Here is a 12964-nt window from a genome sequence, read left to right on the forward strand (position 1 = left end):
GCGTCGGGGTGACCGGTCGGCCCGGGTGCCGGCCCGGGGCGCCGTCCTACTGCGGCGGCTTCCCCCCGGTGAGCACCCAGCGGACGTCCACGAAGCCGCTCTGCTGCTCCGTCAGCCGACCGCCCTTGACCTGCTGGAAGGTGACCCAGGTGTTGGTGAGCCGGGGCGACTCCGCGCTCGGCAGCATGTCGCCCTGGCCCCAGCTGAGCGGCGGGGTGACGCCCCCGGTGTCGATCGAGTCGCCGCTGTCCAGCTGGGCGCGCAGGCCCTTGGCGGTGAGCGGCTGGCCCGCCGACGAGATCCGGTCCACCGCCTGGAGGAAGGTCTGGTAGGCGACCCAGGTGGTCTGCACGGCGAGGTCGGACGTGTCGACCGGCTTGGCGCCGGCGGCGGCCGCGTTGCCGGCCGTGGTCCGCAGGTCGTCCCAGACCTTCGACGTCTCGGGCGGGAACCAGCCGGTCGCCAGGGAGCCGTTCAGCGGGCTGTTGGTGCCGCCGGTGGAGTCGATGACGGCCTGGTGGACGCTGCCGATCACCGAGGCCAGCTGGGTGCGGCGCGGGTTGGCCTTGCGGTAGGCGTCCAGCAGGAGCAGGGTCTGCTCGGGGCCGAGCGCGGCCGTCACACAGTTGCCGGCCCGGTCGTCGCCGACCGCCTTCTGGACGGGGGCGGGCAGCTGGGCGGCGTCGGCGCGCTCCGGCACCTTGACGTCGGTGAGTCTGATCCCGGCGGGGGCGACGGCCGCCGAGAGGTACCGGGTGAGGGTGTCGCCGTTGCCGGTGTCCGGACGGACCAGGGCGACCGTCCGGCAGCCGGCCGCGGCCAACTGCCGGCCGCTGCCCGCGATCAGGGCCGGGGTGCCGCCGGCCACCGGGTAGGACAGCGGGCTGCTGAACTCCGAGCCGGAGACGCCGTAGCCGCCCAGGTAGGGGATGCCGGCCGCCTCCAGGAGGGGCATGAAGGTGTCGCCGAACTGGCTGTACGAGCCGATCACCGCGACCGCGTGGGCGTCCACGGCCTGCTGGGCGCAGGCGGTGACGCCGCTTGCGGTGTTGTGCTCGTTGCAGGCGAGGACCTTCAGCTTGCGCCCGGCCGGGCCGCCCTTGGCGTTCACCTCGCGGCCGATCTCCTCGGCCAGCGCCGTGACACCGGGGCGGTCGGTCGAGCCGGTGCCGGCCGGGGACCAGGTCATCACGGTCAGCGGGGCACCGGCGTCGCCGCCGCCCGCCGCGTCGGCCGAGCCGCCGCAGGCCGCCGTCGCCAGCAGCACCGGCAGCAGGGCGGCGGCGGCAGCCGCGGACCCGGCCCGGCGCCGGCCGGCCGGGCCTCCCCCGGCCGGCCGACCCTCGGAGCTGTCTCCTCCGGACGCCGCGGTCCGCCTGCCCATGCTGCCTGCCCTCGTTGGACTCCGCGCGGCGCGGGACCGCGCTGCTCGCCGGCCAGCCAAACGGCACCGGCACACGGCCAGGCGGACGGTGGGCGAACACCGGGCGGACGGCTCCGGAACAACAGGCTCGAAAGCCCTGGTGACCGGTCGAACCGGAAACTGACCGTCAGTCACCGCGCCTCCCCGGGGCCCCGGTCCTGGACGGTGGACTACGTCGCCTCGGTCAGTGCGATCCTGACCTCGCCCTCCACCCCCAGGGTGATCCCGTGCGTGAGCCGGACGTCGGTGTCGACCGCGGCCACCTCGAAGCGGCGCAGCAGCACCGCCAGGCCGAGGACGGACTCCAGCATCGAGAAGTGCTGGCCGATGCAGGCCCGCGGGCCCCCGCCGAACGGGAACCAGGCGTAGCGGTGCCGGGCGGCCTCCCGCTCCGGGGTGAAGCGCTCGGGGTCGAAGCGCTCCGGGTCGGACCAGTGCTCCGGGTGCCGGTGGGTGACGTAGGGCGCGACCAGGACGTCCGCGCCGGCCGGGATGGGCACGCCGTCCACCACGCAGTCCGCCGCCGCGCGCCGGCCGATCACCGGCGCCGCGGGGTAGAGCCGCATGGCCTCCTTGAGGACCCGGGTGAGGTGGGGCAGCGCGGCGAGGTCGTCGGCGCGCGGCGCCCGGCCGTCGCCGAGGACGGCGCGCACCTCGGCCCGGGCGCGGTCCTGCTGCTCGGGGTGGCGGCCGAGGAGGTGCAGGGCGAAGGTGAGCGAGGTGGCGGTGGTCTCGTGACCGGCGAGCAGGAAGATCAGGACCTGTTCGCGCAGTTCGGTGGCGTCGAGTGCCTCGCCGTCCTCGCCGCGCGCGTCGGCGAGCAGGCCGAGCAGGTCGTCGGCGGGCTGTCCGGCCCGGCGGGCGATGATCTCGTCGCAGACGCCGTACAGCTCGTTCTCGGCGGCCCGGGCCTCGCGGTTGCCGGGGGTCGGCCAGCTGCGGGGCACGCGTAGCGGGGAGACGCCGCGTCCGCGGACGTAGCGTCCGAGGACGGGGAAGCGGGTGCGGACCACGTCGATGGCGGCCTCGACGTCGGCGCCGAACAGGATCCGGGCGACGGCCCGCAGGGCGAAGCGGGACATCTCGTCGGCGGCGTCCACCACGCCGCCGGGCACCCGCTGCCAGCGCTCGGTGAGCGCCTCGGCCTCGATGCCGATCGCCTCGGCGTAGCCGTCGACCCGGCGCCGGGTGAACAGCGGCTGCACCAGCCGGCGCTGACGCTGGTAGTCGGTGTCCTGGGAGGTCAGCAGCCCGTTGCCGAAGGTCTGCCGGATCTCCTCGTAGAAGACGTTCTCCTTGCGGAAGTTGGCCGCCTGGGTGGCCAGCACCTGCTGCGCGCCCTCGGGGGAGAAGACCATGTGGAACTCGGCCCGCAGCCCCGGCGGGCCGGCTGCGAAGCGGACCACGTCGCCGTGGTCGCGCCGGGCGTCCAGGTAGGCCCGGAGCGGGTCCCGCTTCAGGTCGAGCAGCGACCCGAGGAGCGGGAGCCCGGTCGGGCCCGGGGTCCGGGTGGCCGGCATGACACCTCCGAGAGGGGGAACGGATGTACGCATCCTCCTCACGCTAACCGAGGCCCCGTCAGTGCATAAGGGGGCGAAGTGCACGCCGGCTGCCCGGGACTACTCGACGTCCACCCAGGGCAGCAGGTCGGGGGCGGCCTCCACGTCGCCGTTCATCGCGGTCGGGACGGGCGGCGCCCACTTCACGATCCCGAGCAGCTCGGCGAAGTCCCGGCCGGCGTCGAGGGCCTGCGCCAGGTCGGCGTCGGTCACCGCACGTGGGCGGCAGACGATTCCCTGGGAGAGCTCGCCGCGCAGCCGGACGGCCTTGACCCGGTCCGCCTTGGTGCCGGCCAGCCGGCCGGTCAGGCCGAGCTCCTCGATCAGCGCCGCCGGCAGGACGGCCTGCTCGGGGATGTACACGGCGAGGTCACCGGTGCGGAAGGCGCCCTTGGCGACGACCGCGCGGTAGAGCCCGACCTGGGCCAGCTCCAGCGCGTCGGCGTTCGGGTGCTCGTGGACGGTCAGCCGCTCGGCGGTGACCCGCAAGGTCGACATTCCGGGTGCTCCTCCCCTGTCGCGCCGCCCCCTCGGCCGCGCCGTGCGGACACTCTGGCCGCCGGGCACCCGCCACGGCCAGGGATTTTCCCCTTGAGCCATCGCACATGCGATCATCCCGGCACCGGGCAGCTGGCCTGTGCGATGAAACAGGGGATTTTTCGGCCGCATTTGCGACAGTATGATCAGCGTTGCCGCCACACCCCCGCGCCTGTCACCGGCGCGGCAGAAGGGGAAATCGCATGAGCTCCATCAGACGTCGCACCGCGCTCGCCGCCGCCTCCGTGCTGGCCCTCGCCGCCGGGCTCACGGCCTGCGGCAGCGACGCCGCCACCCCGGCCGCCTCCTCGCCGTCGTCCGCGCAGGCCGGTACGGGCTCCGCCGCCCCCAAGGCCACCGGAGCGATCACGGTCTTCGCGGCCGCCTCGCTCAAGGAGTCCTTCACCGAGCTCGGCAAGAAGTTCGAGACCGCCAACCCCGGTACCAAGGTGACGTTCAACTTCGCCGGCAGCTCCGCGCTGGCCCAGAGCATCAACTCCGGTGCCCCGGCGGACGTGTTCGCGGCGGCCAGCCCGGCCACCATGAAGACGGTCGTCGACGCCAAGGGCGCGGACACCTCCAAGGTCTTCGTCCGCAACACCCTGGCGATCGCCGTGCCCAAGGGCAACCCCAAGCACATCGGCGGCCTGGCCGACCTCGCCGGCGTCAAGGTCGCGCTGTGCGCCAAGGAGGTGCCGTGCGGGTCGGCCGCCGTCACCGCCCTCGCGGCCGGCGGCGTCAACCTGACGCCGGTCACCCTGGAGCAGGACGTCAAGGGCGCCCTCACCAAGGTCGAGCTGGGCGAGGTCGACGCCTCGCTGGTGTACCAGACCGATGTCAAGGCCGATGCTGCGAAGATCGACGGCGTGGACTTCCCCGAGGCCGCCAAGGCCGTGAACGACTACCCGATCGCCGCGCTCACCAAGGCCCCCAACGCCTCGGCCGCCGCCGCGTTCGTGGCCTACGTCCAGTCGGACGAGGCCAAGCAGGTCCTGACCGCCGCGGGCTTCCAGTCCCCGTGAGCCAGGCCGCACCGCCCGTCGACGGCGCGCCGGCGGCCACCCGCCGCCGGCGCGGCCGCCGGATCCCGTACGCCCTGCTGCTGCCCGCCCTGCTGGGCCTGGCCTTCCTGATCCTGCCGCTGGTCGGGCTGCTGGTCCGGGCGCCCTGGAGCTCGCTGCCCGAGCAGCTCACCAGCACCGAGGTGTGGGAGGCGCTGCGGCTCTCGCTGGTCTGCGCGACCTCCGCCACCGCCATCTCGATGGTCCTCGGGGTGCCGCTGGCCTGGCTGCTGGCCCGTACCGAGATCCCCGGGCGGCGGATCGTCCGCGCGCTGGTCACCCTGCCGCTGGTCCTGCCGCCGGTGGTGGGCGGCGTCGCGCTGCTGCTGGTGCTGGGCCGCAACGGCATCCTGGGCCGCTGGCTGGACTCGGCGTTCGGCCTCACCCTGCCGTTCACCACCACCGGCGTGGTGCTCGCCGAGGCGTTCGTCGCGATGCCCTTCCTGGTGATCAGCGTGGAGGGCGCGCTGCGCGCCGCCGACCCCCGGTACGAGGAGGCCGCGGCCACCCTCGGCGCCTCCCGGCTGACCGCGTTCCGCCGGGTCACCCTGCCGCTGATCGCTCCCGGCATCGGCGCCGGCGCGGTGCTCGCCTGGGCCCGTGCGCTGGGCGAGTTCGGCGCCACCATCACCTTCGCCGGCAACTTCCCCGGCCGCACCCAGACCATGCCGCTCGCCGTCTACCTCGCCATGGAGCGCGACCCCGAGGCGGCGATCGCGCTCAGCCTGGTGCTGCTCGCGGTGTCCGTCGCCGTCCTCGCCGGGCTGCGCGAGCGCTGGCTGTCGACCACGTGACCCGGCGGACCCCATCGGCCGGCCGACCGCTCCAGGAGCCAGCACCATGACGCCGCCCGCCCTCGACGCGCACCTGCGGGTGGACCGCGCCGCGTTCACCCTCGACCTCGGCCTCACCGCCGCCCCCGGCGAGGTGGTCGCCCTGCTCGGGCCGAACGGCGCCGGCAAGTCCACCGCCCTGCGCGCCCTGGCCGGCCTGCTCCCGCTGACCGCCGGTCACCTGCGGCTGGACGGCGCCGTCCTGGAGGACCCGGCCGCCGGGCTGCACACCCCCGCCGAGGAGCGCCCGGTCGGCGTGGTCTTCCAGGACTACCTGCTCTTCCCCCACCTCAGCGCCCTCGACAACGTCGCCTTCGGCCTGCGCTGCCAGGGCCTGCGCAAGGCCGCCGCCCGGGCCGCGGCCCGGCCCTGGCTGGAGCGGATGGGCCTGGCGGAGCACGCCGCCGCCCGGCCCGGCAACCTCTCCGGCGGGCAGGCCCAGCGGGTCGCGCTGGCCCGCGCGCTGGCCGTCCGCCCCCGGCTGCTGCTGCTGGACGAGCCGCTGGCCGCCCTCGACGCCCGGACCAGGCTGGACGTCCGCGCCCAGCTGCGGCGCCACCTGGCCGAGTTCGACGCGGTGGCGGTCCTGGTCACCCACGACCCGCTGGACGCCATGGTGCTGGCCGACCGCCTGGTGGTGATCGAGGACGGCCGGCAGGTGCAGGCCGGCACCCCGGCCGAGATCGCCCGCCGCCCCCGTACCGACTACATCGCCCGCCTGGTCGGCCTCAACCTCTACCGCGGCACCGCCGACGGCCACCGGGTCGAACTCCCGGCCGGCGGGCCGGTGCTGACCACCACCGAGGCGCTCACCGGCGAGGCGTTCGTGGCGTTCCCGCCGTCCGCCGTCACACTGCACCGCGAACGGCCCGACTCCAGCGCCCGCAACCTCTGGCAGCTCACCGTGGCCGGCCTCGACCTGCACGGCGACCAGGTCCGGGTCGACCTCGCCGGCACCCTGCCGCTGTCCGCCGACCTCACCCCGGCCGCGGTCGCCGAGCTCGACCTCGCCCCGGGCAGCACGGTCTGGGCGTCCGTCAAGGCGGCCCAGACCCACGCCTACCCGGCCTAGGGCTCGCGCCCTCAGCCCTGGTCCGGCGCGACGAAGCCCGACTCGTAGGCGGCGATCACGGCCTGGGTGCGGTCCCGGGCGCCGAGCTTGCCCAGCAGGCTGCTGACGTGGGTCTTGACGGTCTGCACGCCGAGGAACAGGTGCTCGGCGACCTCGGTGTTGGACAGACCGCGGGCCATCAGCCGCAGCACCTCTGCCTCGCGCCCGGTCAGGCCGGCCCGGGCCATCGCGGCCCGCGCGGCGCCGTTGGCCCGGCCCGCGGCGAGGCCGCGGATCGCGGCCGGGAAGAGCAGCGACTCCCCCGCCGCCACCAGCCGGACGGCCTGGACGATCTCGGCCGGACGGGCCCGCTTGAGCAGGAAGCCGTCCGCGCCCGCGCGCAGCGCCTCGTAGACGTAGTCGTCGTGCTCGAAGGTGGTGACGACCAGGATCTTCGGCGGCGGCTCGCAGCCGGCCAGGATCGACCGGGTCGCGGCCAGCCCGTCGACCACGGGCATCCGGACGTCCATCAGCACCACCCGCGGCCGCAGCGACCGGGCCAGGGTCAGCGCCTCGGCGCCGTCCGAGGCCTCGCCGACCACCCGCAGGTCGCCCTGGGCCTCCAGGACGGCCCGCAGCCCGGCCCGGACCAGTTCCTCGTCGTCGGCCAGCAGGATGTCGATCACCGTCATCCGGCCAAGCGTAGGGGCAGCCGTACCCGCACCACCCAGTCGGGCCCGTCCACGCCGGTGCTGGCCTCGCCGCCGAGCAGCACGGCCCGTTCGCGGATGCCGCGCAGCCCCTTGCCGCCCGGCCGGCGCCGCGGTTCCGCCGGCACGCCGTTGGCGCAGTGCAGTTCCAGCGCGCCGCCCGCGATCCGCGCCCCGACCCGGATCGGCACCCCCGGCGCGTACTTGAGGGCGTTGGTGACGCTCTCCTGGACGATCCGGTACGCCTCCCGGGACAGCACGCCGGGCAGGTGCTCGGCGCGGGCCTCGATGGTGTCCTCGACCGGGCTGCCGGCCGCCCGCGCGGTGGCCAGCAGCGCCGGGACCTGGTCAAGTCCGGGGCGTTCCACGGCGACCCGGTCGGGGCTCTCCCGCAGCAGGACCAGGGTCCGTTCGAGGTCCTCCATCGCCTGCCGGCCGGTCGACTCGATGACCTCCAGGGCCCGGTCCCGGAACGCCGGGTCGGCCACCTCGCGGGCCGCGCCCGCCTGGAGCACCGCCACGGTGAGCGCGTGGCCGATCGAGTCGTGCAGTTCACGGGCCAGCCGGTTGCGTTCCAGCAGGCGTTCGGCGCGCAGTTCGGCGGCGGCCAGCCGCTCGGCCCGGGAGGGGCCCAGCAGGGCCTGGGCGAGCCGCAGTTGCAGCCGGCCGGCGAGCACCGCCGACCAGCCGACCAGCAGCAGCACGACCGGTGCGAGCAGCGGGCGGGCACCGGCCAGCGGCTCCCGGGCCAGGTCGACGGCGAGCATCGCGCCGCGGACCGAGACCAGGCCGACCGCCGTGCCCAGGGCGACCCGGGCCACCAGCCAACAGGCCGTGCGCCACCGGTCGGCCCAACTCGCCGACGGGGCCGTGCCGATGCTCTCCTCCCGCTCGGGCGCCAGCAGCAGCCGGGCCTGGACGCCCTCGGCCCGCCGGGTGGCCGGGACGAGCGCCGCGAGGCAGAGCAGCACGGTGTCCGCCGCGGCCGCCGTCGTCAGGGTGTGCGCCGGCGACCCGCCCTCGACGCCGGGGTAGACCATCAGCACCACCCCGGCGAACACGGTGCCGACCAGCAGGTGCAGCCAGCGCGCGTAGGTGACGGGCTTCAGGAGCGGGGCGAGGATGCGGGGCACCGGCCCATCCTGCCCGTTCGGGGCCGTCCGGCACCTCCCTCACGGGAGGGAGGGCGGTCCACCCGCGGGCGGGATCCGCTGTCCGCGCCGCCCCGGTTGACTCGGACCACCACCAGCCAGGGAGGCCGGCGTGATCGAGGTACGAGACCTCTGCAAGTCCTACGGCGCAACGACCGCCGTGTCCGAGCTGAGCTTCCGGGTGGAGCCCGGCCGGGTCACCGGCTTCCTCGGCCCGAACGGGGCCGGCAAGTCGACCACCATGCGCATGGTCCTCGGTCTGGACCGGCCGACCTCCGGCACGGCGCTGGTGCACGGCCGGCCGTACCGGGAGCTCGCCGAGCCGCTGCGCCGGGTCGGCGCGCTGCTGGACGCGGGCGCCGTGCACGGTGGCCGGACGGCCCGCGGCCACCTGCGCTGGCTGGCGCACAGCAACGGGATCGGGGACGCCCGGGTGGACGAGGTGCTGGCGCTGGTCGGGCTGTCGGAGGTGGCCGGGCGCCGGATCAGGGGCTTCTCGCTGGGGATGCGGCAGCGCCTCGGGGTGGCCGCCGCGCTGCTGGGCGATCCACCGGTGCTGCTGCTGGACGAGCCGGTCAACGGCCTGGACCCGGAGGGCATCCGCTGGATCCGCACCCTGCTGCGCTCGCTCGCCGCGGAGGGCCGGGCGGTGCTGGTGTCCTCGCACCTGATGACCGAGATGGCGCTGACCGCCGACCACCTGGTGGTGATCGGCCGGGGGCGGCTGCTGGCGGACCTGGGCACCGCCGAGTTCCTGGAGCGGCACGGCCGCAGCCGGGTCCTGGTCCGCGCCGTCGACCCGGCCAGGCTCGCCGGCCTGGTCCGCGACGCCGGGCTGACGGCGGAGCAGGCCGACGGCGGAGCCTGGGAGATCACCGGCACCGACCCCGGGCGGATCGGTGCGCTGGCCGCCGCGCACGGCGTGGTGCTGTACGAACTGACCGTCCGGCAGGACTCGCTGGAGGAGGCCTTCATGCGGATGACCGAGGACGCGGTGGAGTACCGGGCGGTGGCGGCATGAGCGCCGGCACCCACGCCCTGCGGGCCGAGTGGACCAAGTTCAGCACGCTGCGCTCGCAGTGGATCACCCCGCTGATCGCCGTCGTGCTGACCGTCGGCATCACCTACGCCGTCAACGCCGCCTACGGCGAGGTGGACACCTCGCTCACCGAGGAACCGACCCTGGGCCTCACCTACGGCCTGCTGTTCGGCCAGGTCGCCGTGGTGACCACGGGCATCCTGCTGATCGGCCAGGAGTACGGCTCCGGCACCGTCCGCGGCTCGCTGACCGCCGTGCCGCGGCGCGGTGTCCTGTACGGCGGGAAGCTGCTGCTGGGAGGCGGCCTGGGCCTGCTGACCGGGCTGCTCTCGGTGGCCGGCAGCTACCTGGCGGTGGCCTCGACCTCGGTCGGCGTGGACCTCTCCCGGCCGGGCACCGTCCGCAGCGTGGTCGCCGAGGTGCTGTACCACCCGCTGCTGCTGGTGATCTGTCTGGGCGTCACCACGATGATGCGCAACCTGACCGCGGCCGTGATCGTGCTGACCCCGACGGTGTTCCTGGGCACCACCTTCCTGAGCGCACTGCCGGGGGTGGGGCGGGTGGCCCGCTTCCTGCCCGACCGGGCCGGACAGTACGCCTTCCACTACGGCCCGGAGCCGGACGCGCCCTACGGCCACGGGACGGCGCTGCTGATCATGGCGGCCTGGGCGGCCCTGGCCGCGTACGGCGGGCTGCGCACCCTGCGGCGGCGGGACGCCTGAACGGGCCGGCCGGCGTGAGCGGCTAGGCTGGCCGGCATGCCGCAGACCGTGCTGCCACCTCCCGCCGTCTGAGCGGGCGGCCAGGCCACTGAGAGACCTCCCCGGGTGATCACCACCCCCGGGCCGGTCGGTGCTGCCCGCGAACGGGATCGCGACCGACCTCATGTCTTCGGTGGGAGAACACCCATGTCTGCTTCCCGTGCCCTGCCCGTCGGGCGGGCCCTGCTCTACCTCGTGCTGTCGGCGACCGCCTGGGGCACCGCCGGCGCCGCCGCCGCGCTGCTGTACGGCCGCAGCGGCCTCGGTCCGATGGCCCTCACCTTCTGGCGCTCGGCCGGCGGGGTGGGCCTGCTGCTGGCCGTCCGGGCGCTGGGCGGCCGCCCGGCCGTCCCGGCGGCGGTGCGTCCGGCGCCGCTGCGGCGGCGGCTGTCCCGGATCCTGGTGAACGGCCTCGGGCTCACGCTGTTCCAGGCCGCCTACTTCCTCGCCGTCCAGCGGACCGGGCTGGCCGTCGCCACCGTGGTCACGCTCGGCGCGGCGCCCCTGCTGATCGCCGTCGGCGCCCGTCTGACCATGGGCGAACGCCTGGGCGGCGCGGGCGCGGTGGCCGTCGGCGGCGCGCTCGGCGGCCTCGCGGTGCTGGTCCTCGGGGACGGCGGCAGCGGGCAGGTGCGCCCGGCCGGCGTGGCCTGGGCGCTGCTGTCCGCCGCCGGGTACGCCTGCATCACCCTGTACACCCGCCGGCTCGGCCGGGCCGGGGACGGCGGCAGCCCGTACGCCACCACGCTGTGGTCGTTCACGGTGTGCGCGGTGTGCCTGCTGCCGTTCGCGGCGGCCGAGGGGCTGTGGCCGGACCCGGCCGGGCTCGGCCGCACCCTCGGGCTGCTGGCCTACCTGGCCGCCGTGCCGACGGCGCTCGCGTACGGGCTGTACTTCGCGGGCGCGGCCGTGGTGCGGGCCACCACCGCCTCGGTGGTGGCGCTGATCGAGCCGGTCAGCGCGACGGTCATCGCGGTGCTGCTGCTCGGCGAGCGGCTGACCGCGGCGACCGCCGCCGGAACGGCCGTACTGCTGCTGTCGGTGACCGGGCTGGCGCTGGCCGAGGCGCGGCCGGCGGCCCGGGCCAGGCCCGCCTGACGGTCAGGCCCCGCGCAGCGCGGGGTGGTCCGCGACGACGGTGCAGCTGCCGGGGGCGATCTCGGTGAAGCCCGCGTCGCGGACCAGCGGGAGCCCGCTCGCCGTCAGCCCGGCCCAGGCCTCGGGGCTCGCGGTCCGCACGGCCAGCGCGAAGCCGGACTCGGCCCACTCGTTGCGCTGTGCGCCGTCCAGCCGCCACCAGGCGAGCTGGGCGGCGTGGCCGGTCTGCGCCATGGTCTTGCCGGCGCTCATCTCCAGCTCGGGGTTGAGCCACAGGACCGGGCCGTCGGGGGCGGCGGCCGGCGGCTCGGCGTCGTCCAGTTCGGTGCCGGAGACCTGGAGCTTGGCCAGCTCCTTGGGCCAGCCGTCCAGCGGGACCGGCGGGAAGACCCGGACCTCGGCGGTGGCGCCGGTGACGGTGATGCCGGGCAGCTCTCCGGCCTTGCGCCACTCCCCGCCGCGGGCCCGGCGGACCACCTTGCGGATCCGGGCGTCCTCCCAGGCGGCGACCCGCTCGGCCCACTCGCCCTCGGGGCCGGTCACCCGGGGGTCGGCGAGCAGGGTCAGCACGGCCCGGGCCGAGGTCTCCAGCGCGTCGGTCCTGGCCGGCGGGTCGGTCCGCTCCAGGCGGACCACCAGCGGCAGCACGTACTGCTCGCGGCTGTCCCGGTCGACCGGCTCGGCGGGGGTGCTGGGGGCGTCGAAAGGTGAGCTCACCCCACCAGGATGCCAGCCCCTTCGCGGGTGATCACCGGCGGTGGCCCCGGCCGGCGTCGCGCTCCTCGGCGTCCTCGTAGGCGAGGAACCAGCCCTCGGGGTGGGTGGCGGCCAGCAGGTGCTCTGTGCGCTGCAGGGCGTCCAGCTCCGGGTCGCCGTCGTCCGGGCCGAAGACGCCGAACAGCTCGTCGGCGCAGCCGTCCCAGTCGTAGTCGTAGAGGTCGGCCGGGAGGTCGCCCATCATGTCCGCGACCGACTCCGGCTGGGCGCCGAGCAGGGCGCGGGCGTCCGCCAGTGCCATCCGCAGGGCGAGCTCCTCGGCGAGGCAGCGCGGCAGCGGCCACTCGCCGAGGGCGAGGTCGTCGGCCAGGTCGTCGAAGGTGCGGGCGAGGGTGCGGCGCCAGCCGCGGTGCAGGCCCCAGGTGCGCTGCGGGAGCCGGGAGAAGACCGTCCACTCGCCCTCGTCGCCGTCGGTGACCGGCTCGTCGAGGTGCTCGTCCAGGTCGTCGTAGGCGGCGTCGGCGAGGGCGATCAGCTGGGTGTGCAGCAGGCACGCGGTGCGCGGGGTGAGCGTCCAGTCGCCGCTGTCGCCGTCCTCGGTCTCCAACGGGAACAGTTCGGCGAAGTCCGGGGCGAAGTCGTCGGTGATGCTGATCTCCAGCGTGCCGCCGAGCGCCTCGACGCCGGGGATCGCGGCGACCAGGCGGTCCGGGTGCAGCAGTGCGCCGAGCGCGGCGTTGGGGTCCTCGGACACCTCGCGCAGCAGGTCGGCCCGCTGCCCGTCCGGGTCGATGCCGCCGAACTCCAGCTCCGCGACGGCGGCCTGCGCGGCGGCGCGCAGGGCGGGCCAGTCGGTGATCCGGATGCCGAGGACCACCGTCGCCTCGATGTCCTGCGCGTCGGACTCCTCCGCCGCGCCCGGCCCCTGTGGATGATCGCTTCGCTCGCCCATGCGCCTACAGTACGGCCCCGGCGGCCCCGCATCACCGGTGCGTGGCGGTTCTTCTCCCGGCCCGGCCGTCCG

12 protein-coding genes and 1 pseudogene are annotated in these 12964 nt (G+C 75.6%); 6 read left to right on the forward strand and 7 right to left on the reverse strand.

What is annotated here, in order from left to right; translation table 11 throughout:
- Window positions 1-46 precede the first annotated feature (46 nt).
- The 3 genes and pseudogenes from ACIOFR_RS05280 to ACIOFR_RS05290 all read right to left on the reverse strand — a co-directional run.
- On the reverse strand, window positions 47-1384 hold the full coding sequence (locus ACIOFR_RS05280) for an ABC transporter substrate-binding protein (RefSeq protein ID WP_400992599.1): 1338 nt from the start codon (window positions 1382-1384) through the stop codon (window positions 47-49).
- Window positions 1385-1593: 209 nt separating this feature from the next.
- On the reverse strand, window positions 1594-2943 hold the full coding sequence (locus ACIOFR_RS05285) for a cytochrome P450 (RefSeq protein ID WP_400992601.1): 1350 nt from the start codon (window positions 2941-2943) through the stop codon (window positions 1594-1596).
- Between the two features lie 102 nt (window positions 2944-3045).
- Window positions 3046-3480 (reverse strand): annotated as a pseudogene (locus ACIOFR_RS05290) (RNA ligase (ATP)); the annotation flags it as partial.
- Window positions 3481-3722: 242 nt separating this feature from the next.
- On the opposite strand from ACIOFR_RS05290, the gene modA reads away from it, so the two are divergent.
- From modA to ACIOFR_RS05305, 3 genes are read left to right on the forward strand one after another with little or no spacing between them, the layout of a single operon-like run.
- Entirely contained in the window at window positions 3723-4541 is an 819-nt protein-coding gene (gene modA / locus ACIOFR_RS05295; protein ID WP_400992602.1) for a molybdate ABC transporter substrate-binding protein, read from the forward strand.
- A complete protein-coding gene (locus tag ACIOFR_RS05300) occupies window positions 4538-5374 on the forward strand; it encodes an ABC transporter permease (RefSeq protein WP_400992604.1) in 837 nt (278 codons plus the stop codon). Before modA ends, ACIOFR_RS05300 begins: the two co-directional genes overlap by 4 nt.
- A 46-nt stretch (window positions 5375-5420) precedes the next feature.
- On the forward strand, window positions 5421-6485 hold the full coding sequence (locus tag ACIOFR_RS05305) for an ABC transporter ATP-binding protein (protein WP_400992606.1): 1065 nt from the start codon (window positions 5421-5423) through the stop codon (window positions 6483-6485).
- An 11-nt stretch (window positions 6486-6496) separates the two neighbouring features.
- On the opposite strand, the gene ACIOFR_RS05310 is transcribed toward ACIOFR_RS05305, so the two are convergent.
- Both ACIOFR_RS05310 and ACIOFR_RS05315 read right to left on the reverse strand, forming a co-directional pair.
- A complete protein-coding gene (locus ACIOFR_RS05310) occupies window positions 6497-7156 on the reverse strand; it encodes a response regulator (protein ID WP_400992608.1) in 660 nt (219 codons plus the stop codon).
- The gene (locus tag ACIOFR_RS05315) at window positions 7153-8307 is read right to left on the reverse strand and encodes a sensor histidine kinase (RefSeq protein WP_400992609.1); all 1155 of its coding nucleotides are present in this window, start codon (window positions 8305-8307) and stop codon (window positions 7153-7155) included. The genes ACIOFR_RS05310 and ACIOFR_RS05315 overlap by 4 nt, the downstream gene beginning before the upstream one ends.
- 130 nt (window positions 8308-8437) lie before the next feature.
- Between ACIOFR_RS05315 and ACIOFR_RS05320 the strand changes: the two genes are divergently transcribed.
- The 3 genes from ACIOFR_RS05320 to ACIOFR_RS05330 all read left to right on the forward strand — a co-directional run bounded on the left by ACIOFR_RS05320 (window position 8438) and on the right by ACIOFR_RS05330 (window position 11223).
- Entirely contained in the window at window positions 8438-9346 is a 909-nt protein-coding gene (locus ACIOFR_RS05320) for an ABC transporter ATP-binding protein (protein ID WP_400992610.1), read from the forward strand.
- Entirely contained in the window at window positions 9343-10086 is a 744-nt protein-coding gene (locus ACIOFR_RS05325; RefSeq protein WP_400992612.1) for a hypothetical protein, read from the forward strand. The genes ACIOFR_RS05320 and ACIOFR_RS05325 overlap by 4 nt, the downstream gene beginning before the upstream one ends.
- Window positions 10087-10272: 186 nt before the next feature.
- Window positions 10273-11223, forward strand: a complete 951-nt coding sequence (locus ACIOFR_RS05330) for a DMT family transporter (protein WP_400992614.1) — start codon at window positions 10273-10275, stop codon at window positions 11221-11223.
- Between the two features lie 3 nt (window positions 11224-11226).
- On the opposite strand, the gene ACIOFR_RS05335 is transcribed toward ACIOFR_RS05330, so the two are convergent.
- Together ACIOFR_RS05335 and ACIOFR_RS05340 are read right to left on the reverse strand one after the other, a co-directional pair.
- Window positions 11227-11940: an aminoacyl-tRNA hydrolase gene (locus ACIOFR_RS05335; RefSeq protein ID WP_400992615.1), complete on the reverse strand. Its 714-nt coding sequence runs from the start codon at window positions 11938-11940 to the stop codon at window positions 11227-11229.
- A gap of 31 nt (window positions 11941-11971) precedes the next feature.
- Window positions 11972-12892 (reverse strand): hypothetical protein, encoded by a 921-nt coding sequence (locus ACIOFR_RS05340; RefSeq protein ID WP_400992617.1) that lies wholly within the window; start codon window positions 12890-12892, stop codon window positions 11972-11974.
- Window positions 12893-12964: the final 72 nt, after the last annotated feature.

Origin of the sequence: Kitasatospora sp. NPDC088346, from assembly GCF_044740765.1 — a bacterium.
Taxonomy (GTDB): Bacteria; Actinomycetota; Actinomycetes; order Streptomycetales; family Streptomycetaceae; genus Kitasatospora.

Excerpts from the sequence above, each read along its gene's own strand:
- ACIOFR_RS05330 (WP_400992614.1), top strand. The coding sequence starts at position 10,273 with ATGTCTGCTTCCCGTGCCCTGCCCGTCGGGCGGGCCCTGCTCTACCTC.
- ACIOFR_RS05280 (WP_400992599.1), bottom strand. The coding sequence starts at position 1,384 with ATGGGCAGGCGGACCGCGGCGTCCGGAGGAGACAGCTCCGAGGGTCGG.
- ACIOFR_RS05340 (WP_400992617.1), bottom strand. The coding sequence starts at position 12,892 with ATGGGCGAGCGAAGCGATCATCCACAGGGGCCGGGCGCGGCGGAGGAG.
- ACIOFR_RS05305 (WP_400992606.1), top strand. The coding sequence starts at position 5,421 with ATGACGCCGCCCGCCCTCGACGCGCACCTGCGGGTGGACCGCGCCGCG.
- ACIOFR_RS05310 (WP_400992608.1), bottom strand. The coding sequence starts at position 7,156 with ATGACGGTGATCGACATCCTGCTGGCCGACGACGAGGAACTGGTCCGG.
- modA (WP_400992602.1), top strand. The coding sequence starts at position 3,723 with ATGAGCTCCATCAGACGTCGCACCGCGCTCGCCGCCGCCTCCGTGCTG.
- ACIOFR_RS05285 (WP_400992601.1), bottom strand. The coding sequence starts at position 2,943 with ATGCCGGCCACCCGGACCCCGGGCCCGACCGGGCTCCCGCTCCTCGGG.
- ACIOFR_RS05325 (WP_400992612.1), top strand. The coding sequence starts at position 9,343 with ATGAGCGCCGGCACCCACGCCCTGCGGGCCGAGTGGACCAAGTTCAGC.